Genomic DNA, 20,183 nt, shown 5'->3' with positions numbered 1-20,183 from the left:
GGCTGCGCTCCGTTCAGGACTGCAGCGCCGCCAGGGCCTGCTCCTTGGCTGCGGTGAAGCGGTCGCCGAGGTCTGACAGCTCCTGGTTGGAGGCGCTCGCGGCGAAGGCAGGCAGGATCTCCTGCTCCTCCTCCTCCACGTGGTGGCGCACCTCTCCGATCATGGCTGCGATCAGCCCGTCCACGCCCGGCGCCTCGGGGTCCGCCGCCAGGAGCTGCTGGAGGGTCTGCTCCACGTGGTGGTGTTCGGCGAGACCGTCGTCCACGTCCGTGCCTTCGTCCGGGACGGTCGCCTTGATGGCCGGGTACACCACCTGCTCCTCGGCCTTGGAGTGCGGGATCAGCAGCTCGGCGACCTGCTGGAGCAAGCCGGGTATGTCCGCGGGTTCGGCCTTCTCGAGCTGCTTGAACACCGACTCGAGCGTCTTGTGGTCGTCCTTGATGAGCGTGATGACACCGGGCATGAAAACTCCATCCGTCGAGGCGGCTTGCGATGAGCGTGCCCCTGCTGCTTACCCAGTCGACGGACAAGTACACCCTCAACCGGCGCCCGGGTTCACCCGGTTGGAGAATGGCGCCGGCGATGGCCGAACTCGAGGTGGCGTGTGCCGCGACGGCGGTCAGTACCAGTGTCGGCGGCCGCCGATGGCGCGGCCGGTCGAGCCGAGCAGCAGGAGCACCAGCCCGATGACCGCCAGGATGACGCCGATGGTGATGAGGACGGGGATATCGGCCAAGTAGCCGATGACGACCAGGATGAGGCCGAGGATGATCATGGGTACCTCCTTCGTCCCGTGCCGCCAAGATACTGCCCGGACCGAGCGCCTTTCAAACGTCCGGGACCGGCTGGTGCGGCCTGGGGCGCGGTCGCCCACAGGGCGGGTGGCACAATCCGAGGCGTGAACCCGTCGCCTGCCTCCGTCATGGTGCTGGCCGACCCTGTCGAGGGAGCGTCCTCATGAGCTCGGCACCTCGGACGGCCCCTCGTCTGGAGGACGTCGCGCGCGTTGCCGGGGTGTCGCACCAGACGGTCTCACGGGTCGTGAACGGGTCCGCGCGCGTGGCGCCGGCCACCCGCGCCCGGGTGCTCGAGGCGGTCGCCGAGCTCGGATACCGCGGCAACAGCGCGGCCAAGGCGCTCGCCACCCAGAAGAGCGGTGTGGTCGGGGTCGTCGTGGCGGGGCTTGGCTTCTTCGGCCCGTCCAGCACCGTGGTGGGCCTGGAGCTGGCGGCTCGCGCCGAGGGCTACGGCATGGTGCTCGCCTCCCTGCCCGAGGTGACCCAGCAGGCAACCCAGGATGCCCTCGACCACCTGGTCGGCGAGTCGGTCGAGGCCATCGTGCTGATCGCTCCTGTCGACACCGGCCTCGACCTGGGTGTCCGGTCGCGGCTGCCGGTTCCCGTCGTGGTCCTGGACGCGAACCCCGTGCGCGCGCGCCTGTCGGTTGGGGTGGACCACGAGGCCGGGGCACGGTTGGCCACCCAGCACCTGATCGACCTCGGGCACCGCCACATCGCCCACCTCAGTGGTCCGGCGGACTGGTACCAGGCCGAAGCCCGCACGCTCGGCTGGCGCGGCGCGCTGGAGGAGGCCGGGCTGGCGACCCCCGAACCCCTGGTGGGGGACTGGACCGCCTCGAGTGGTTACCGCCTCGGGCGTCAGCTGGCCGCGCAGTCGGAGGTGACGGGCATCTTCGTCGCCAACGACCAGATGTCCATCGGCGTGCTGCGCGCCCTGGCCGAGGCCGGTCGCACGGTGCCCGGCGACGTCAGCATCGTCGGTTTCGACGACCTTCCGGAGTCCGAGTACTTCACGCCGCCGCTCACGACGGTCCGGCAGAACTTCGTGGCCCTGGGTCGCGGGGCCATGGGCCTGCTCACCTCGGCGATCCGTGGCGAGCTGGAGGAGGGCACCGTCACCGTGCCGCCCAAGCTCGTGGTGCGTGCCTCGACCGGCCGTCCTCCCGGCTGAGTCGAGCACGGTCGGAGGTTTCTTGGCGCGAGGTCTTGACAAGCAAAGTGTTAGCGCTAACATTTGCTGTTAGCGCTAACACGAACCTGTGGCGGGCGCACTGGCTCACTGGCGAACCAACAGCACGAGGAGCGTTCGATGACGAACGAGGACAGCGACGACAGCTACGTCGTCGGCGTCGACTTCGGGACCCTGTCCGGCCGTGCGGTGGTGGTACGCGTCAGCGACGGGGCCGAGCTGGGCAGCGCGGTGTCGGTCTACCCGCACGCTGTCATCGACGAGGCACTCCCGGGGACGGGCGAGCGGCTCCCTCCTGAGTGGGCGCTCCAGGTCCCGACGGACTACGTCCACGTGCTGCGCACCGCGGTTCCCGAAGCTGTCCGCGCCGCGGGGATCGCCCCCGAACGGGTCGTCGGCATCGGGACCGACTTCACGGCGTGCACGATGGTGCCCACGCTCGCGGACGGCACCCCGCTGAGCGAGACCGCCGGCTTCGCCTCCTCGCCCCACGCCTACGTCAAGCTGTGGCGCCACCACGCGGCCCAGGGACAGGCCGATCGCATCAACGCCCTCGCCGCCGAGCGCGCCGAGCCGTGGCTGGGTCGCTACGGCGGCCTCATCTCCTCGGAGTGGGAGTTCGCCAAGGGCCTGCAGATCCTCGAGGAGGCCCCCGAGGTGTATGCCGCCATGGCCCACTTCGTGGAGCTTGCGGACTGGATCGTGTGGCAGCTGTGCGGCGAGTACGTGCGCAACGCCTGCACGGCCGGATACAAGGGGATCTACCAGGACGGGGAGTACCCGAGCCGCGACTTCCTCGCCGCTCTGAACCCGGGCTTCGCCGGCTTCGTCGACGACAAGCTCGCCCACCGCATCGGACAGCTGGGTGACCCTGCCGGGCGGCTGACGGCGCAGGCGGCTGCCTGGACCGGGCTGCCGGAGGGCATCGTGGTGGCGGTCGGCAACGTCGACGCGCACGTCTCGGCACCCGCTGCGCAGGCGGTCGAGCCGGGCCAGCTCGTCGCGATCATGGGCACGTCGACCTGCCACGTTCTCAGCAGCACCGTCCTGCGCGACGTCCCCGGGATGTGCGGTGTCGTCGACGGGGGCATCATCCCGGGGCTCTGGGGGTACGAAGCCGGTCAGTCGGGAGTGGGTGACATCTTCGGCTGGTTCGTGAGCTCGTGCGTTCCGCCGGCGTACCACGAGGCGGCCGCCCGGGCAGGGGTCTCCGTTCACGAGCACCTCACCGCGCTGGCAGAGGCCCAGCCGATCGGTGGGCACGGCCTGGTCGCGCTCGACTGGCACAGCGGCAACCGGTCGACCCTGGTGGACCACGAGCTGTCCGGTCTCGTCGTCGGACAGACCCTCGCGACCACGCCTGAGGACACCTACCGCGCACTGCTCGAGTCCACCGCGTTCGGCGCCCGGGTCATCGTCGAGGCCTTCGAGGGGTCCGGCGTGCCGGTCACGGAGTTCGTCGTCGCGGGTGGCCTGCTGCGCAACCCGCTGCTGATGCAGATCTATGCGGACGTCCTCAACCTCCCCCTGTCCGCGGTCCGGTCGGAGCAGGGCCCGGCGCTCGGCTCGGCCATCCACGCGGCCGTGGCGGCGGGGGCCTACCCCGACATCCGCAAGGCCGCGCAGGCGATGGGCGGCCGCACGGTCGCTGCCTTCGTCCCGGTCCCGGAGAACGTGGCCGCCTACGACGAGCTGTATGCCGAGTACGTCGCGCTCCACGACCACTTCGGACGGGGCGGCAACGACGTCATGCGCCGGCTCAAGGCGATCCGCCGCAAGGCCCTGGCATGAACGCCCTCGCCCTCCCGGCAGTCCGCGAAGCCGTGGACCAGCTGCGCGCCTCCGTCGCCGACCTGCACAGCGAGCTCACGCGCAACGCCCTCGTCGCCTGGACCGCGGGCAACGTCTCCGCGCGGGTGCCGGGCGAGGAGCTCCTCGTCATCAAGCCGTCCGGGGTCGCCTACGACCAGCTGAGCGCTGACGCGATGGTCGTGACCGACTTCGAGGGTCGACTGGTCGAGGGGTCGCACGCTCCGTCGTCCGACACGGCCGCGCACGCCTACGTCTACGCCCACCTCCCCGAGGTCGGAGGAGTCGTGCACACGCACTCCACCTACGCCACGGCCTGGTGCGCCCGGCGCGAGTCGATCCCCTGCGTGCTCACGATGATCGCCGACGAGTTCGGCGGGGACATCCCCGTGGGCCCGTTCGCCCTGATCGGGGACGACTCGATCGGCCGGGGCCTGGTCCAGACCTTGGCGAGCAGCAGGTCCAAGGCGGTCCTCATGGGCGGGCACGGCCCCTTCACCGTGGGGCCCGACGCCCGCGCGGCCGTCAAGACGGCCGTGATGCTCGAGGACGTCGCCCGCACCGTGCACGTCGCCAGCCAGCTCGGGAACCCCTGGCGGCTGGACCAGGCAGACATCGACCGGCTCTACGACCGCTACCAGAACGTATACGGGCAGAAGGGAACTCCCGCCTCATGACCACTCAGCCGAAGATCTGGTTCCTCACGGGCAGCCAGGGCCTCTATGGCGAGGACGTCTTGCGCCAGGTCGCCGCACAGTCCGCGGTGATCTCCGATGCCCTCCAGTCCGCGGGGACCCTCACCGCCGAGGTCGTGGCCAAGCCGATCCTGACCGATGCCGCGTCCATCCGCCGCGTGATGCTCGATGCCAACGGTGACGACGACGTGGTGGGAGTCATCGCGTGGATGCACACCTTCTCCCCGGCGAAGATGTGGATCTCCGGGCTCGATGCCCTTGCGAAACCGCTGCTGCACCTGCACACGCAAGCGGGGCGGGACCTACCGTGGGCCACGATCGACATGGACTTCATGAACCTCAACCAGGCCGCCCACGGCGACCGGGAGTTCGGTTACATCCAGACCAGGGTCGGGGTCACGCGCAAGACGGTGACCGGACACGTCAGCGATCCCACCACCGTCGAACGCATCGCGACGTGGGCCCGTGCCGCGGTCGCCCGGGCCTCCCTGCGCACGCTCCGGGTCGTGCGCTTCGGCGACAACATGCGCGACGTCGCCGTCACGGACGGCGACAAGGTCGAGGCCGAGCTGCGCCTCGGCGTCTCGGTCAACACCTACGGCGTCAACGACCTGGTGGCCGTCGTGGACCAGGTGGCCGACGCCGACATCGACACGCTCGTGAAGGAGTACGAGGACCTGTATGCCGTGGCAGCGGACCTGCGCTCGGACGGCGGGCGTCACGAGTCCCTGCGCTACGGAGCACGGATCGAGCTAGGGCTGAGGACGTTCCTGGAGGAGGGCGGCTACGGCGCCTTCACCACCAACTTCGAGGACCTCGGCGGGCTGCGCCAGCTGCCCGGGCTGGCGGTTCAGCGCCTCATGGCCGACGGCTACGGCTTCGGTGGCGAGGGGGACTGGAAGACCGCGGTCATGCTCCGCACCCTCAAGGTGATGGCGCGGGGACTGCCCGGCGGCACCTCGTTCATGGAGGACTACACGTACCACCTTGAGCCGGGCCGCGAGCTGATCCTCGGCGCGCACATGCTCGAGGTCTGTCCCTCGATCGCGGCCGAACGGCCGAGCCTCGAGATCCACCCGCTCGGCATCGGAGGTCGCGAGGACCCGGTGCGGCTGGTGTTCACCGCCGCTGCAGGGGAAGGCATCGTGGTCGGCATCTCCGACCTGGGCGACCGGTTCCGGCTGACTGCCAACGAGATCGACGTCGTGCCACCGATGGCCGAGCTTCCCAACCTCCCGGTCGCGCGAGCGGTCTGGAGCCCGCGTCCTGACCTGCGCACATCCACCGAGTCCTGGCTGGTCGCTGGGGGTCCGCACCACACGGTGCTGTCAACCGCCCTGACGGCCGAGCACCTGCACGACTTCGCCGAGATGACGGGCCTCGAGCTGGCCCTCATCGACGCCCACACGACCACCCGCGGCTTCGTTCGCGAGCTGCGGTGGAACACCGCTTACCACCGGCTGGCCCAAGGCCTGTGAGGCGCCGCGCCGTTGGCGCACAACTGAATACCCGAACACCCGTCAGTACCTCAGCCGGCACCTTCGCAGGTTGACATCCATGGAATGGAGCACACAGTGCGCAGAATCATCGCGGCAGCTGCCGTCGGCCTCCTCGCAGTCGGCCTGAGCGCCTGCGGTCGCCAGACGGACAACGCCTCGTCCGGCAGCAGCGGCGCTGCCAACGTCAAGGGCACCATCGGGGTGGCCATGCCGACCAAGACGTCCGAGCGGTGGATCAAGGACGGTGACTACATCAAGCAGCAGCTCGAGGCCGCCGGCTACAAGGTGAACCTCCAGTACGCCAACGACGACATCCCGACCCAGGTCACCCAGGTCAACGACATGGTGACCAAGCAGAACCAGGTCCTGGTGATCGCCTCCATCGACGGCACTGCCCTGAAGGGTGCCCTCAAGGAGGCCAAGGACGCGGGCATCCCCGTGATCGCCTACGACCGCCTGCTTCGTGACACCGACGCCGTCGACTACTACACGACCTTCGACAACCTGAAGGTGGGCAAGCTGCAGGCCGAGTCCCTGCTCGCCGGCCTCGCGGCCAGCGGCGCTCCCAAGCCGTGGAACGTCGAGCTCTTCGCCGGGTCCCCGGACGACAACAACGCCACGTTCTTCTTCAACGGGGCCATGGAGGTCCTGCAGCCGAAGATCGACGCCGGCGACATCAAGATCGCGTCCGGTGAGACCAACTTCAAGACCGTGGCGACCCTGCGGTGGGACGCGGCGGTGGCGAAGAAGCGCATGGAGAACGTGCTGACGAAGTCGTACTCCAAGGCTGACGTCAACGGCGTGCTGTCGCCCTACGACGGTCTGTCCCGTGGCATCCTCGCCGCGCTCAAGGGCAGCGGTTACGGCACCGGTGGCAAGAAGCTGCCGGTCGTCACCGGCCAGGACGCCGAGCTCGAGTCGGTCAAGTCGATCCTCGCCGACGAGCAGTACTCGACGGTCTTCAAGAACACGCGTGACCTGGCCCAGGCCACCGTCACGATGATCACCGAGATCGCCGGCAAGAAGACCGTGACGGTCAACGACACGGAGTCCTACGACAACGGCGTCAAGAAGGTCCCGACCCAGCTCCTCGAGCCGGTCGCCGCCGACAAGTCCAACGTCAAGGACATCCTGCTCAAGGCGAAGTACTACACCGAGGCCGACTTCTCCTAGTCGCCCCACCAGCTCCGTGGCGGCGGACGGATCACCGTCCGCCGCCACGGACACCACACAGGGGCAGTTGCCCTGCACCCTGCACGAACCTCACGAAGACCCGAAACCCAACGGGACCCAGAAGACCCACGGAGGCTGAGCGGATGTCCACCCCGATCCTCACGATGCGCGACATCACCAAGGAGTTCCCGGGCGTCAAGGCGCTCTCGGACGTGAACCTGTCGGTGCAGCGCGGCGAGATCCACAGCATCTGTGGTGAGAACGGTGCCGGGAAGTCGACCCTCATGAAGGTCCTCTCCGGTGTCTACCCGCACGGCACCTACCTCGGCGACATCGTCTTCGAGGGCAGCGAGATGCAGTTCAAGGGGATTCGCGACAGCGAGTCCGCGGGCATCGTCATCATCCACCAGGAGCTCGCGCTCATCCCGGAGCTGTCGATCGTGGAGAACCTCTTCCTCGGCAACGAGCAGGGCAAGGCAGGCGTCATCAACTGGCCGGTCGCGCGACAGCGTGCCCTCGACCTGCTCGCCCGGGTGGGCCTGGACGAGGACCCGAACAGCCAGGTCAAGAACATCGGCATCGGCAAGCAGCAGCTCGTCGAGATCGCCAAGGCGCTGGCCAAGGACGTCAAGCTGCTGATCCTCGACGAGCCGACGGCCGCCCTCAACGACACCGACAGCCGACACCTCCTGGACCTCCTCCTGGGCCTCAAGGCCAAGGGCATCACCTCGATCATGATCAGCCACAAGCTGGGCGAGATCGAGGAGGTGTCCGACTCGATCACGATCATCCGGGACGGCCGCACCATCGAGACGCTGGACATCACCAAGGGTGAGGTGAACGAGGACCGGATCATCCGCGGCATGGTCGGCCGCGACCTGGACCGCCGGTTCCCCCCGCACGAGCCGACAATCGGTGAGGTGCTCCTGGAGATCCGGGACTGGACCGTCGGCCACCCCCATGACGCCTCCCGGCTCGTCGTCAAGAACGCCAACCTCAGCATCCGCCGGGGCGAGATCGTCGGCCTCGCGGGTCTGATGGGCGCAGGTCGCACCGAGCTGGCCCGCAGCGTCTTCGGTGAGTCCTACGGCCACAAGGTCGGCGGCCAGCTGGTCAAGGACGGCCGGTCGCTCAAGGCGAACACCGTCCAGAAGGCGATCGACGCCGGGCTGGCCTACGTCACCGAGGACCGCAAGAGCCTGGGCCTGAACCTGCTGGACACGATCAAGGTGTCCATCACGGCTGCCGGGCTCCGGAAGATCCGGCGGCGTGGCGTCGTCGACGAGCGCGAGGAGGTCCTCGCCGCAGAGCGCTACCGCAAGAGCATGAACATCAAGACCCCGAGCATCGAGGAGGGCGTCGCCAAGCTCTCCGGCGGCAACCAGCAGAAGGTCGTCCTCGGCAAGTGGATGTTCACCGAGCCGGACGTGCTCATCCTCGACGAGCCCACCCGGGGCATCGACGTCGGCGCCAAGTACGAGATCTACGAGATCATCAACCGCCTCGCCGACAGCGGACGCGGCGTGCTCGTGATCTCCTCCGAGCTGCCCGAGCTGCTCGGGCTGTGCGACCGCATCTACACGCTCAGCGCCGGTGTCATCACGGCCGACGTCCCCCGCGCCCAAGCAGACCAGGAAATCCTCATGCGTTACATGACCCAGCGAAAGGCAGACTGACATGGCGACCGACATCGCCCCCGCGCCCACGGCCCCCGCGCCGCCGCCCACCCAGTCACTGGTGAGCGAGATGCGCAAGGCCCTCAGCGGCAACATCCGCCAGTACGGGATGATGATCGCGCTGCTGCTGCTGGTGCTCATGTTCCAGGTGCTCACCGACGGCCTGTTCCTCCAGCCTCGCAACGTCACGTCGCTACTGGTGCAGAACGGCTACATCCTCATCCTCGCCATCGGCATGGTCATGGTGATCATCGCCGGCCACATCGACCTGTCGGTCGGCTCGGTGAGCGCCTTCGTCGGTGCCACCGTGGCTCTGTCGATGGCCAAGCTCGACCTGCCCTGGCCGGCCGCCATCCTCCTCGGACTGGCGCTGGGCATCCTGGTCGGGATCTGGCAGGGCTTCTGGGTCGCCTACGTGGGCATCCCCGCCTTCATCGTGACCCTGGCCGGCATGTTGCTCTTCCGCGGCCTGGACCTGATGATCCTCAACGCCGAGTCCATCCCGGTGCCGGAGAGCTTCCAGAAGATCGCCAACGGCTACCTGCCCGAGGTGGGGCCGGTGACCGGCTACCACAACCCCACGCTCGTCCTGACGCTGCTGGCCGTCGCCGTGATCGTCTACCTCGAGCTGCGGCGGCGGTCCGACCTTCGCCGCTACGGCATGGACGTGCCCCGGTTGACCCTGAGCGTGATCAAGCTCGTCGTCATCTGCGGGCTGCTGCTCGGCTTCGGCCTCCTGCTGGCGTCCTACAAGGGAGTGCCGGTCGTCGGCCTGATCCTCGGTGGCCTCGTCGTCCTCTACACGTTCATCACCCAGCGCACCGTTCTCGGTCGTCACATCTACGCGGTCGGTGGCAACTCCAACGCGGCTCGCCTCTCCGGCGTGGACACGCGACGCATCGACCTGTTCGTCATGGTCAACATGGGCTTCCTGGCCGCGGTCGCGGGCATGGTGTTCACGGCATACCTCAACGCCGCGAACCCCAAGGACGGCGTCAACTTCGAGCTCGACGCGATCGCGGCCGTCTTCGTCGGCGGCGCGGCGGTGGCCGGCGGCGTCGGCACAGTGACGGGGTCGATGATCGGCGGCCTCGTCATGGGCGTGCTCAACCTGGGCCTGGCCAACATGAGCGTGGACAGCAACTTCGTCCAGATCATCAAGGGCCTCGTACTCCTCGGCGCCGTGGCGTTCGACGTGTACTCCAAGAGCCAGGGCAAGCCGAGCTTCATCGGGATGATCCTCAGGGGTGTGCAACGTGGTCGAGGAGGCGACGGTCCGAGCGGCCCCACCGGGGGCACCGGTCCCTCGACTCCGGTTTCCGAGGGGGAGGAGGGCGCCGGCTTCCGCAACGCCAGTCGCTCGCACACCGGCATCGCGGAGCGTGGAGCCGCGCAGAGCGCCCAACCCTCGACCGGGTAGCGCGCTGGCCGGGTGACCGGGTAGCCAGGTTTCGAGGAGTACCTCGCCGGTCAGGCGAGGTACTCCTCGTCGCTGACGTGCTCGAGCCAGGTCGTGCTGGTGGCAGGGTCGTCGGCCTGGTCGAGCATGGCGAGGTGTTCCATGAAGGAGTCGGGTGCGGCGCCGTGCCAGTGTTCCTGGCCCGAGGGGCAGTAGAGCGTCTGCCCGGCATGGGCCTCGACCTTGTCGCTGCCGCGGGACTGGACCCACGCGATGCCCTGGGTGACGTGAAGGGTCTGGCCTCGGGCGTGTGAGTGCCAGGCGGTGCGGGCGCCCGGGGCGAAGCGGACCTTGGCGACGAACATCGACTGTCCGTCCTCGCGCGGGTGGGCGATGGGGTCGAGCCACACGTCGCCGGTGAACTGCTCGGGCGGGTTCTTGGTCGTGGGTGTCCGGGGGTCGATCTGCATGGTGGCTCCTGTCAGGCCTCGGGGATGGCGCGGCCGAAGGTCTCGCGGGTGATGGCCTCGGGCTCGGGGCCGCCGCGGACTCCGGTGTCGAGCCCGTCGATCGCGGCGAGCTCGTCAACCGTGAGCTCGAAGTCGAAGATGTCGAAGTTCTCCGCGATGCGCGAGGGCGTCACGGACTTGGGGATCGCCTGCCGTCCCTCCTGCAGGTGCCAGCGCAGCATCACCTGGGCCGGGGACTTGTCGTGTGCCTCGGCGATCGAGGCGATGGTGCGGTCCTGCAACGTGGAGCCGTGTGAGCCGTCGCGGTAGAACGTGATGCCGCCGATGGGCGACCAGGCCTGCGACAGGATGCCGTGCGCCGAGTTGGCGGCGAGGACGTCCGGCTGGCGGAAGTAGGGGTGGACCTCGACCTGGTTGACGGCGGGCACCACGGTGGTCTCCTGGAGGAGCCGTTCGAGGTGGTCGGGCATGAAGTTGCTGACGCCGATCGCACGGACCGAGCCGTCCGCGAGGAGCGTCTCCAGCGCCCGGTACGCCTCGATCGTGAGGTCGAACTCGCCCGGCAGGGCCTGGTGGAGGATGAACAGGTCGAGCTGTTCGAGGCCGAGCTTGCCGGCACTCTTGTCGAACGCGTGCAGGGTGGCGTCGTAGCCGTAGTCGCTGATCCACACCTTGGTCTCGACGAAGAGCTCGTCGCGGGGCACGTGGGAGCGGCGGATCGCCTCACCGACTTCGCGCTCGTTGCCGTAGGCGGCGGCGGTGTCGATGTGGCGGTAGCCCGTGTCGAGGGCAGCACTGACGGCGGACAGGGTCTCGTCGGGCGGGGTCTGGAAGACACCAAAGCCGAGGACGGGCATCGCGAGGCCGTTGTGGAGGGTGACCGTGGGAGTCGTCATGCCTTCCACGCTAAGCAGGTTGCGGGCGTCCCGGGAGTCCCTGTCGAGACGGGTACCGGCAGTGCCTCCCTGGAACGTCGCCTCGCCAGGTTGGCTGCCTGGCGCTGTGCCGGTATGACCAGAGCCAGGATCACCAGCAGGGCAGCGGCCATAAGGAAAGTGCTGCCCGTCAGGGCGAGACCAACCCGGTCCGCCACGGCGGCGGGACCCCCACGGTGGTTCCCCGCGTGGGCCGAGACGGTGACGAGCACGCCCAGGCCGAGCGCCATCCCGAGCTGGTGCGCCGTGTTGACGACCCCGGAGGCCGCACCCGCGTCCGCGGTGTCGACGCCTGCGATCCCCGAGCTGGTGAGGGGCGCGAAAGCCAGTCCCTGGCCCACCCCGATGAGGACCATGGGGGCCGCTACGGTCACGAGGTAGTGGCCCACGGACCCGGCGTGACTCAGCCAGGCCATCCCGACGAGTGTCGTCGCCGTGCCGGCGGCGAGCAGGACGGAGGTGGGCGCGACCCGGCTGAGCCGAGGGATGGCCAGTGCGACGGCGAAGTTGACCACCGTCATCGGGAGGAAGCCGAGGCCCGCCTGCAGCGGGGTGAAACCGAACCCGTCCTGCATCAGCTGGGTGGTGAAGTAGAAGAAGCCGATCATGGCGCCCAGATACAGCATCCGCGCGGCATACGCCCCGCTGCGCTCGCGGCTGGCGAACAGCCGCAGGGCCAGGATCGGGTGCGGCACCCGTCGCTCGTTGACCACCAACGCCACCAGAAGGACGACGGCCACGGCGAACGCCACGAGGACCCGAGGGGACCCCCAACCGGAGTCGGCGGACTCGATCGTCCCGAACACCAGCGCACCCACACCAAGCGTCGCGCAGACTGCGCCGGTGACGTCGAAACGTCCCGGCCGACGTGGCGTCTCGACGAGCACAGCGCGGGCGCCGATGACCATGGCGACCGCGATGGGGACGTTGACGAGGAACGCCGCCCGCCACGAGACGAGGTCTGTCAGCGCACCCCCCACCAACAGGCCGAGGCTCGCCCCGATGCCCGCCGTCGCGGCATACCAGGCCACCGCCTTGGCGCGGGCCTCGCCGTCGAAGTAGGCGGTGACCAGGGCCAGGGAGGTCGGCGCGACGATTGCGGCGCCGATGCCCTGCAGGGCACGCGCGGAGACGATCCACCACCCCGTCGGCGCGAGGCCGATCAGCGCGGACGCGACACCGAAGACAACCAGCCCCGAGACGAACAGCCGCCGTCGGCCCAGGATGTCTCCCGCTCGGGCGCCGAGGAGGAGCAGACCACCGAACACCAACGTGTACGCGTCCTGGACCCACGACAGCTCCGTGGCCGACAGATCGAGGTCGGCCCGGATGCTCGGCAGTCCGGTGAACACGACCGAGTTGTCGAGCAGGATCATGAAGTAGCTGATCAGGATGATCGCCAGGATGGGCCCGCGCCGGACGTCCGTGGGTGTGCGCGGCGCACGCCTCATGGCCGCACCATCACCTTGAGCGCCTGCCGGGCATCCATCGCCTGGTATGCCGCGGGCGTGTCGTCGAGCGCGACCGTGCGGTCGAAGACGCGGCCGGGCTGCACGCTGCCGTCGAGGACGGCAGGCAGGAGGTGCTCGATGTACGCCCTCACCGGGGCCGGGCCGCCGGTGAGGGTGACGTTGGGGCCGAAGAGGGTGCCGAAGCCGACCGGTGCCTCTTCGTACTGCGGCACGCCGACCCGGCTGATCACCCCACCCGGCCGCACGATCCCGAGCGCCTGCTCGTAGGCGGGCAGGTGCCCCACGGCCTCGAGCACGATCGGGCTGCCGCCGTCGGTGAGGTCACGGACCTCCGCGATCCCTTCGGCACCGCGGGCGGCGACCACGTCGGTGGCGCCGAACTCGCCGCCGAGGTCGGTCCGCTGCTGGTGCCGTCCCATCAGGACGACTCGATCCGCACCCAGCTGCTTGGCGGACAGGACCGCGAGGAGGCCGACCGCGCCGTCCCCGATCACGGTGACGGTGCTGCCCGGGGTCACGCCGCCCCGGACGGCGGCGTGCCAGCCGGTACCGTACACGTCGGAGAGGGTGAGCAGGGACGCGAGCATCGCTTCGCCGGTCTCGGGCGTCATGTCAGGGACGGCGACGAGCGTTCCGTCGGCGAGGGGTACCCTGACCGCCTCCGCCTGGCCGCCGGCTGTCCCGAGCCGGGCGTCGTTCCAGAACCCCCCGTTGACGCAAGAGGTCTGCAGGCCGGCGCGGCAGAACTCGCAGACGCCGCACGAGACCGCGAAGGGAGCGATCACGAAGTCGCCGGGACGGACGGTGGCGACGTCGGTCCCGGTCTCCTCGACCACGCCGACGAACTCGTGCCCGATGGACGCTCCCCGGGTCGTGGGGGCCAGCGAGTGGTAGGGGTGCAGGTCGCTGCCGCAGACGCAGGCGCGGGTCACTCGCACCAGCGCGTCAGTGGGCTGTTGGATCGTCGGGTCGGGGGCGTCGATGACGCGGATGTCGCCCGCGCCGAAGATGTGCGTTGCTCTCATGTCCACCAGTGCACGCGACTCCGGCGGGATGCGGGAGTCCCGCTCGTTCCGGGTACCGGCAGTGCCTCCCACCGGTGCGGGAACGCACCTACCGTGGAGCCATGGCATCAATGGACCTGCGCAACGAGATCCGGGAGTTCCTGCGCTCGCGCCGGGCTCGGATCACCCCCGAGGAGGCTGGCCTGCCTGCCTACGGGGGCAACCGCCGTGTGAAGGGGCTGCGCCGCGAAGAGGTCGCCATGCTCGCCGGGGTCTCGGTCGACTACTACGTTCGGATGGAGCGTGGCAGCCTCGGTGGCGCGTCCGAGAGCGTCCTCGACGCGTTGGCCAACGCCCTTCACCTCGAGGAGGCCGAGCGCGACCACCTCTACTCGCTCGCCCGGGAGTCCGGTGCCGGGTCGGCCCGCCGCCGCAGGAGCGCCACGCCCACGGTGCGACCCGCGGTCCAGCAGGTGCTGGACGCCGTCACCGACGCGCCGGCCTGGGTTCGCAACGGCCGGCACGACATCCTCGCGATGAACGACCTCGCGCGAGCGCTCTACGCCCCGGTCCTGGCCGATCCCCGCCGCCCGGCCAACACGACGCGGTTCGTCTACCTGCACCCCGAAGAAGCGCGTGAGCTGTTCGTCGACTACGACCAGATCGCCCGCGACGCGGCGGCCATGCTCCGGCTCGAGGCGGGCCGCAACCCCCACGACAAGGCGCTCATCGAGCTGGTCGGCGAGCTCTCCACCCGCAGCGAGCTGTTCCGCCAACGCTGGGCATCCCAGGACGTGCGCTACCACCGCAGCGGCCGCAAGAGGCTCCGTCACCCGGTCGTCGGCCAGCTGGACCTCGACTTCGAGGCGATGGAGCTCCCCTCCGAGCCGGGCCTGCAGCTCAACATCTACACGGCCGCCGAGGGAACGCCCACGTCCGACGCCCTCAAGCTCCTCGCGTCCTGGGCCGCCACCCACGAGCCCGACCGCGTGCAACCATCCGCAGTCGGACCCGAGCGTTCCTGAGGACGTCCACGGCCTTGCCCTGAGCCGGACGGGCGCTTGCGGATGCCCGCCGCCATCCTCAGGGCTACAGTCGCGGCATGGGCGATCCTGCGCCGACCGGAGCGACGACACCCGACCACGTGGTGGTCATGGGCGTGTCGGGTTCGGGCAAGTCGACTGTGGCGAAAGGGATTTCGACCGTCACCGGGTGGGAGTTCGCTGAGGGAGATGCCTTCCACTCGGACGCCAACGTCGCCAAGATGAGGGCCGGGGACCCGCTGACCGACGAGGACCGCTGGCCGTGGCTCGAAGCGATCGGGGCCTGGATCAGCTCCAAGGAACAGGCCGGGGAGTCCGCGGTCATCACCTGCTCGGCGCTGAGACGCGCCTACCGCGACGTGCTGTGCAAGGACCGGCCGCATGTGCGGTTCCTCCATGTCACGGCGCACACCGATGTCATCCGGGACCGGATGGAACACCGCCCGGGCCACTACATGCCCGCCTCGCTGCTGCCCAGCCAGCTTGCCACGCTCGAGCCGTTGCAGCCCGACGAGCCCGGGGTCGCCATCACCAATGAGGGGACGGCTGCCGTGGTCCTGGACCGCGCGCTGTCTGCCCTGGGCCTCAGGAAGGAACACCAATGACCGCGTCCTTGCAGCATGCCCTGTCCGGAACCATCTCCCTCGCGGCGGCCGACGAGCCGTATGCCGGTGACGGCGTGCTCGTCGTCGCGTGCGTCGTGGGCATCCTGGCGGTGGTGCTCCTCATCACCGTGGCAAAGCTCCACCCGTTCCTCTCGCTGATGCTCGGGTCGGCGGTGCTCGGCGCCATCGCCACCATGCCCCCGGCCGACATCGTCGCCAGCTTCATCAAGGGCTTCGGCAACACCACGGGCTCCGTCGGCGTGCTCATCGCGCTGGGCGCGATGATCGGCAAGATGCTCGAGGACTCCGGGGGCGCGAGCAAGATCGTCACCACCATGATCGCCCGGGTCGGACGCAACGGGCTGCCGTGGATGATGGCCGCCATCGCGGCCATCCTCGGCCTGCCGCTGTTCTTCGAGGTCGGCGTCGTCCTCCTGGTCCCGGTGGTGGTCATGGTCGCCCGACGCACCGGCCTGTCGCTCATGCACGTGGGCATTCCGGCGCTGGCCGGCCTGTCCGTGCTGCACGGGCTCGTGCCGCCGCACCCGGGGCCACTGACGGCGATCGGACTCCTCAAGGCCGACCTGAGCCTGACGCTGCTGTTCGGCATCATCATCGCGATCCCCACCGTCGTGGTCGCCGGGCCGGTGCTGGCGCGCTTCGTGCACAACTGGGTGCCCAAGCACGCCACCGATCTTGCGTATGCCGGCGCGGGAGCACCGGGCGGAGGCGCCGGGACGCCACTCGAGCGAGCGGCCGAGGTGCACGACGAGCGTGCCGGCGACCGTACCGACGAGCGCGTGGGCGTGCGGGTCGACGACCGGGGCGACCGAACCGGTGGGACGCAGTCGACGCAGGCCATGCAGCCGGGGCGCCGTCAGGTGCCGTTCTCCTCGGCCCTGATCGCCATCACCCTGCCCGTCCTGCTGATGCTCATCGACGCGATCGCCAAGCTCGTGGTCACCGACGAGGAGTCCGGCTTCCGGAAGGTGACCGACTTCCTGGGCACCCCAGTCGTCGCCCTGCTCATCGCCGTGATCTTCTGCTACTTCGCCCTCGGCCTGGCCACCGGCATGAACCGGTCCCAGGTCAGCGACTCCTTCGGTGCGAGCCTGCCCGGCATCGCCGGGATCATCCTCATCGTGGCCGCCGGCGGTGGCTTCAAGCAGACCCTCGTGGACGCCGGCGTCGGCGACGTCATCAAGAACTGGGCAGAAGGCGTCAACATCTCGGTCCTCCTGCTCGGCTGGCTGGTCGCCGTCCTCATCAGGCTGGGCACCGGCTCCGCGACGGTCGCCACCATCACCGCGGCGGGCATCGTCGGACCGCTGGGCGCGAGCCTGAGCGCGAACCACCTCGCGCTGCTCGTCCTGGCGATCGGCTGCGGCTCCCTCTTCTTCAGCCACGTCAACGACGCAGGCTTCTGGCTGGTCAAGGAGTACTTCGGCCTGACCGTCGGAGAGACCATCAAGTCGTGGTCGGTGATGGAGACCGTGATCTCCGTCGTAGGCTTCGCCCTGGTCATGCTGATGAGCGTCATCGTCTAGCGCGCCCGTCGAACCACCGTGGGACGCCGTCGGCGGCCCAGTCAGAGCCGTCGTTAGCCGTCCTTAGCCGTTCCGAAACCGGGGGTCGCTGGTGCGAGTCGTGGTCATCGGCGCGGGCGGTTATGTCGGCAGTCGGCTGGTGCCGGCGCTCCTCGCGCAGGGCCACGCGGTCACGGCGACCTTCACTGATGCCTCGTCGGCGGGTCGCTTCTGGTGGTCGGACGAGGTCGACGTCGTCGAGGTGGACGTCCTCGACCGGCCCTCCGTGCGGGCGGCGTGCAAAGGTGCCCAGGCGCTCTACTACCTCGTCCACGGGCTCGGCGGTGACGACTTCGCCACCAGTGACCGCGAGGGCGCCTACAACGCGGCGCACGCCGCCGTCCGCGCGGACCTGGAGCGCATCGTCTACCTCGGGGGACTGGTCCCGGACGTGCCGGACCGCGAGCTGTCGCCACACCTGAGGTCCCGGCTCGAGGTCGAGCAGGTGCTCACCGACTCGGGGGTGCCGACCCTGGCGCTCCGTGCGGCGATGATCGTCGGCAGCGGTTCCACGTCGTTCGAGATCATGCGCCAGATGAGCGAGCGCCTGCCTGTCCAGGTGCTGCCGAGATGGATGGACAGCCAGGTCGAACCCGTGGCGGTCACCGATGTCCTCATCGCCCTGGTCGGCGCGCTCTCCGCCCCGCCGCGCAGCCGGGCCTTCGACCTCGGCAGCGGGGAGCGGATGGCGTATGCCGCGTTGCTGCGGCTCTACGCCGACCGCGCCGGTCTGCGGCGGGTCCAGGTGAGCGTGCCCGGGCTGCCGACCGGCCTGGTGTCCAGGCTCGCCCCGATCCTGACCCGGGCCCCGGCTTCGACCGTGCAGTCGCTCGTCGAGAGCCTGCGCCACGACATGGTCTGCGGACGGCAGGACTTCGTGGTGCAGCTGATGCCCAGGGGGCACTCGCTCACCCCTGTGGCCGACGCCCTCGACCGCGCCCTCGCCGTGCCCGACGCGGCAGTGCCAGACCGGCAGCGTGACGTCATCGGACCGCTGACGTCGGACGCGACCTGGGTCGGCTCGGTGGCCGGCTGACTCAGGAGCGGCGCAGCCTGAGCTGTCGCTCGAGGTTGTGCGCGAACCCGACGCCCATCGCCGCGATCACTGCCTGCATCGAGGCCTGGACGGCCGGCTTGGCCAGCCTCGGGAAGGGCAGGTCGACGTCGACGCCGAGCTCGATGGACAGCCGGGTGCCCTCGCCGCTGTCGGCCAGGACGTAGACACCCTTGACGCCGGCGCGCTCGTCGCCCTTGGGCGCATGGGTGTAGCTGATGCGCTCCTCGGGCGTGAACTCCATGCGCTCGGTGAAGGAGAGCCCGACGCTCTTGCCGAGGACCTCGATGGGAGCGAGCTTCCACAGCCAGGTCTCGCCGTGGTCCTCGATCGAGCGGACCATCGGCGTCAGCTTCGCCACCAGCTTCGCATCGGTCAGGACGGCCCACACGGCGTCCCGGGGATGGGGTACGACGGCAGTGGACCGCTTGGAGGCTGAGAAGACCGACATGCCCTGAGTCTGGTCCATGGTTCCGCCGGTGGCCCGCCGGGATGCGAACGGCCCCGCCGCGCCAGACTGGTGCCATGGTCGAGCGGAACTGGGCGGGCAACATCACCTACGGGGCGCAGCGGGTAGCGCGACCAACCAGTGTCGCGGAGCTCCAGGACCTGGTGGCCGGGGCTGCGCGGATCCGGGCCCTGGGGTCCCGGCACTCGTTCACCGGGCTGACCGACACCGACGGCATCCTCGTGGAGCTCTCGCAGCTGCCGCAGGTGCTGGAGGTCGACGAGGCAGCCGGCACCGCCACCGTCTGCGCGGCCCAGGACTACGGCACCGTGGCCGCTGCCATCGAGGCGCGCGGCTGGGCGCTGGGCAACCTCGCGTCGTTGCCGCACATCAGCGTCGCGGGGGCCGTCGCGACGGACACCCACGGCTCTGGCGACGAGCTCAGCTCTCTGGCCGCCGCGGTGGCGGCCGTCGAGCTGGTAGGTCCCGACGGCGAGCTGCGGACGGTCGCGCGCGGCGACGCCGGCTTCGAGGGCAGTGTCGTGGCCCTCGGCGCCCTGGGCATCGTCACCCGGCTGACGCTCGACGTCGAACCCAGCTACTCGATGCGCCAGGACGTCTACACCGAGATGCCTTGGCACGTGGTCGAATCCGAGCTCGACGCAATCACGAGCGCCGCCGACAGTGTCAGCCTGTTCACCCGACTGGATGATCGCGGTGTCCTCCAGGTCTGGTGCAAGAGCCGGTCGGCCCAGGCCCGCGACGACCTGTTGGGGTCGCCGCGGGCCACGGAGCCGCTGCACATGCTCGACGGCGCCCCGACCGACTCCGTCACCGACCAGAGCGGCGTGGCCGGCGCGTGGCTCGACCGCCTGCCACACTTCCGCCGCGAGTTCACCCCCAGCCGGGGTGAGGAGCTGCAGAGCGAGTACCTCGTCGACCGGTCCGCGGCGTTGGACACCCTGGCAGCCCTGCGGCGACTCCAGCCACTGCTCGCCCCGGTCCTGCAGAGCGTCGAGATCCGCACCGTTGCCGCGGACGACCTGTGGCTCAGCAGCTCCTACGGGCGGCCTACGGTGGGGTTCCACTTCACCTGGCAGCTCGACGAAGCAGGGGTGTATGCCGTGCTGCCGGCCATCGAGGCCGCCCTGCTGCCGTTGGGTGCTCGGCCGCACTGGGGCAAGTGCTTCGTGGCGACCGCCGACGACCTTGCTGCGCTCTACCCGCGCTGGGATGACTTCCGGCAGCTGCGGGCCGGCGCCGACCCCGAGGGCAAGTTCGGCAACGCGTTCCTCGACAAGGTGGTCGGCTGAGCGGCGACCCTGT

Annotated in this window: 19 protein-coding genes; 12 read left to right on the top strand and 7 right to left on the bottom strand. The window is 69.6% G+C overall.

The features are described 5' to 3' along the window. Positions 1–13: 13 nt before the first annotated feature. Both AC1DXJ_RS03590 and AC1DXJ_RS03585 read right to left on the bottom strand, forming a co-directional pair. Positions 14–463, bottom strand: a complete 450-nt coding sequence (locus AC1DXJ_RS03590) for a hemerythrin domain-containing protein (RefSeq protein ID WP_477613592.1) — start codon at positions 461–463, stop codon at positions 14–16. Positions 464–619: 156 nt separating this feature from the next. After that, positions 620–775, bottom strand: a complete 156-nt coding sequence (locus AC1DXJ_RS03585; RefSeq protein ID WP_477613591.1) for a DUF6131 family protein — start codon at positions 773–775, stop codon at positions 620–622. A 182-nt stretch (positions 776–957) separates the two neighbouring features. On the opposite strand from AC1DXJ_RS03585, the gene AC1DXJ_RS03580 reads away from it, so the two are divergent. The 7 genes from AC1DXJ_RS03580 (at position 958) to mmsB (ending at position 10,261) form a co-directional block, all read left to right on the top strand. Beyond that, positions 958–1,971 carry a LacI family DNA-binding transcriptional regulator gene (locus AC1DXJ_RS03580; RefSeq protein WP_477613590.1) on the top strand — a complete coding sequence of 338 codons (1,014 nt, stop codon included), beginning with the start codon at positions 958–960 and terminating at the stop codon, positions 1,969–1,971. A gap of 138 nt (positions 1,972–2,109) precedes the next feature. Further along, positions 2,110–3,780, top strand: a complete 1,671-nt coding sequence (gene araB / locus AC1DXJ_RS03575) for a ribulokinase (protein ID WP_477613589.1) — start codon at positions 2,110–2,112, stop codon at positions 3,778–3,780. Then, positions 3,777–4,475 carry an L-ribulose-5-phosphate 4-epimerase gene (locus AC1DXJ_RS03570; RefSeq protein ID WP_477613588.1) on the top strand — a complete coding sequence of 233 codons (699 nt, stop codon included), beginning with the start codon at positions 3,777–3,779 and terminating at the stop codon, positions 4,473–4,475. The genes araB and AC1DXJ_RS03570 overlap by 4 nt, the downstream gene beginning before the upstream one ends. After that, positions 4,472–5,971: an L-arabinose isomerase gene (araA, locus tag AC1DXJ_RS03565; protein ID WP_477613587.1), complete on the top strand. Its 1,500-nt coding sequence runs from the start codon at positions 4,472–4,474 to the stop codon at positions 5,969–5,971. The genes AC1DXJ_RS03570 and araA overlap by 4 nt, the downstream gene beginning before the upstream one ends. A 96-nt stretch (positions 5,972–6,067) precedes the next feature. Continuing rightward, complete coding sequence (gene chvE, locus AC1DXJ_RS03560; protein ID WP_477613586.1) at positions 6,068–7,165, top strand: multiple monosaccharide ABC transporter substrate-binding protein; 1,098 nt, start codon at positions 6,068–6,070, stop codon at positions 7,163–7,165. A 143-nt stretch (positions 7,166–7,308) separates the two neighbouring features. Next, entirely contained in the window at positions 7,309–8,841 is a 1,533-nt protein-coding gene (mmsA, locus tag AC1DXJ_RS03555) for a multiple monosaccharide ABC transporter ATP-binding protein (protein ID WP_477613585.1), read from the top strand. A 1-nt stretch (position 8,842) separates the two neighbouring features. Next, complete coding sequence (mmsB, locus tag AC1DXJ_RS03550; RefSeq protein ID WP_477613584.1) at positions 8,843–10,261, top strand: multiple monosaccharide ABC transporter permease; 1,419 nt, start codon at positions 8,843–8,845, stop codon at positions 10,259–10,261. Between the two features lie 50 nt (positions 10,262–10,311). On the opposite strand, the gene AC1DXJ_RS03545 is transcribed toward mmsB, so the two are convergent. The 4 genes from AC1DXJ_RS03545 to AC1DXJ_RS03530 are packed head-to-tail and all read right to left on the bottom strand — an operon-like array spanning position 10,312 to position 14,142. After that, entirely contained in the window at positions 10,312–10,710 is a 399-nt protein-coding gene (locus AC1DXJ_RS03545) for a (R)-mandelonitrile lyase (protein WP_477613583.1), read from the bottom strand. Positions 10,711–10,721: 11 nt separating this feature from the next. After that, positions 10,722–11,606 (bottom strand): aldo/keto reductase, encoded by an 885-nt coding sequence (locus AC1DXJ_RS03540; protein ID WP_477613582.1) that lies wholly within the window; start codon positions 11,604–11,606, stop codon positions 10,722–10,724. Further along, positions 11,603–13,096: an MFS transporter gene (locus AC1DXJ_RS03535; RefSeq protein WP_477613581.1), complete on the bottom strand. Its 1,494-nt coding sequence runs from the start codon at positions 13,094–13,096 to the stop codon at positions 11,603–11,605. Before AC1DXJ_RS03535 ends, AC1DXJ_RS03540 begins: the two co-directional genes overlap by 4 nt. Beyond that, positions 13,093–14,142: an alcohol dehydrogenase catalytic domain-containing protein gene (locus AC1DXJ_RS03530; protein WP_477613580.1), complete on the bottom strand. Its 1,050-nt coding sequence runs from the start codon at positions 14,140–14,142 to the stop codon at positions 13,093–13,095. Before AC1DXJ_RS03530 ends, AC1DXJ_RS03535 begins: the two co-directional genes overlap by 4 nt. A gap of 110 nt (positions 14,143–14,252) precedes the next feature. Here AC1DXJ_RS03530 and AC1DXJ_RS03525 point away from each other — a divergent pair, with 110 nt between their 5' ends. From AC1DXJ_RS03525 to AC1DXJ_RS03510, 4 genes are all read left to right on the top strand, one after another. Continuing rightward, positions 14,253–15,146, top strand: a complete 894-nt coding sequence (locus tag AC1DXJ_RS03525) for a helix-turn-helix transcriptional regulator (RefSeq protein ID WP_477613902.1) — start codon at positions 14,253–14,255, stop codon at positions 15,144–15,146. Between the two features lie 77 nt (positions 15,147–15,223). After that, positions 15,224–15,769 (top strand): gluconokinase, encoded by a 546-nt coding sequence (locus tag AC1DXJ_RS03520; RefSeq protein ID WP_477613579.1) that lies wholly within the window; start codon positions 15,224–15,226, stop codon positions 15,767–15,769. Beyond that, positions 15,766–17,316 (top strand): GntP family permease, encoded by a 1,551-nt coding sequence (locus AC1DXJ_RS03515; protein ID WP_477613578.1) that lies wholly within the window; start codon positions 15,766–15,768, stop codon positions 17,314–17,316. Before AC1DXJ_RS03520 ends, AC1DXJ_RS03515 begins: the two co-directional genes overlap by 4 nt. Before the next feature lie 91 nt (positions 17,317–17,407). Beyond that, positions 17,408–18,391: an NAD(P)H-binding protein gene (locus tag AC1DXJ_RS03510; protein ID WP_477613577.1), complete on the top strand. Its 984-nt coding sequence runs from the start codon at positions 17,408–17,410 to the stop codon at positions 18,389–18,391. 1 nt (position 18,392) lies between these two features. Here the strand turns inward: AC1DXJ_RS03510 and AC1DXJ_RS03505 are convergent, their stop codons facing one another. Further along, positions 18,393–18,860, bottom strand: coding sequence for an SRPBCC family protein (locus tag AC1DXJ_RS03505; protein WP_477613576.1), 468 nt, complete (start codon positions 18,858–18,860; stop codon positions 18,393–18,395). 74 nt (positions 18,861–18,934) lie between these two features. Here AC1DXJ_RS03505 and AC1DXJ_RS03500 point away from each other — a divergent pair, with 74 nt between their 5' ends. Further along, positions 18,935–20,170, top strand: coding sequence for a D-arabinono-1,4-lactone oxidase (locus AC1DXJ_RS03500; RefSeq protein WP_477613575.1), 1,236 nt, complete (start codon positions 18,935–18,937; stop codon positions 20,168–20,170). Positions 20,171–20,183: the final 13 nt, after the last annotated feature.

It is taken from the genome of Pedococcus sp. P2_D9 (genome assembly GCF_056404275.1).
Note: the sequence above shows the minus strand (reverse complement) of the source record. Positions and strands in the feature narration are given on the sequence as shown.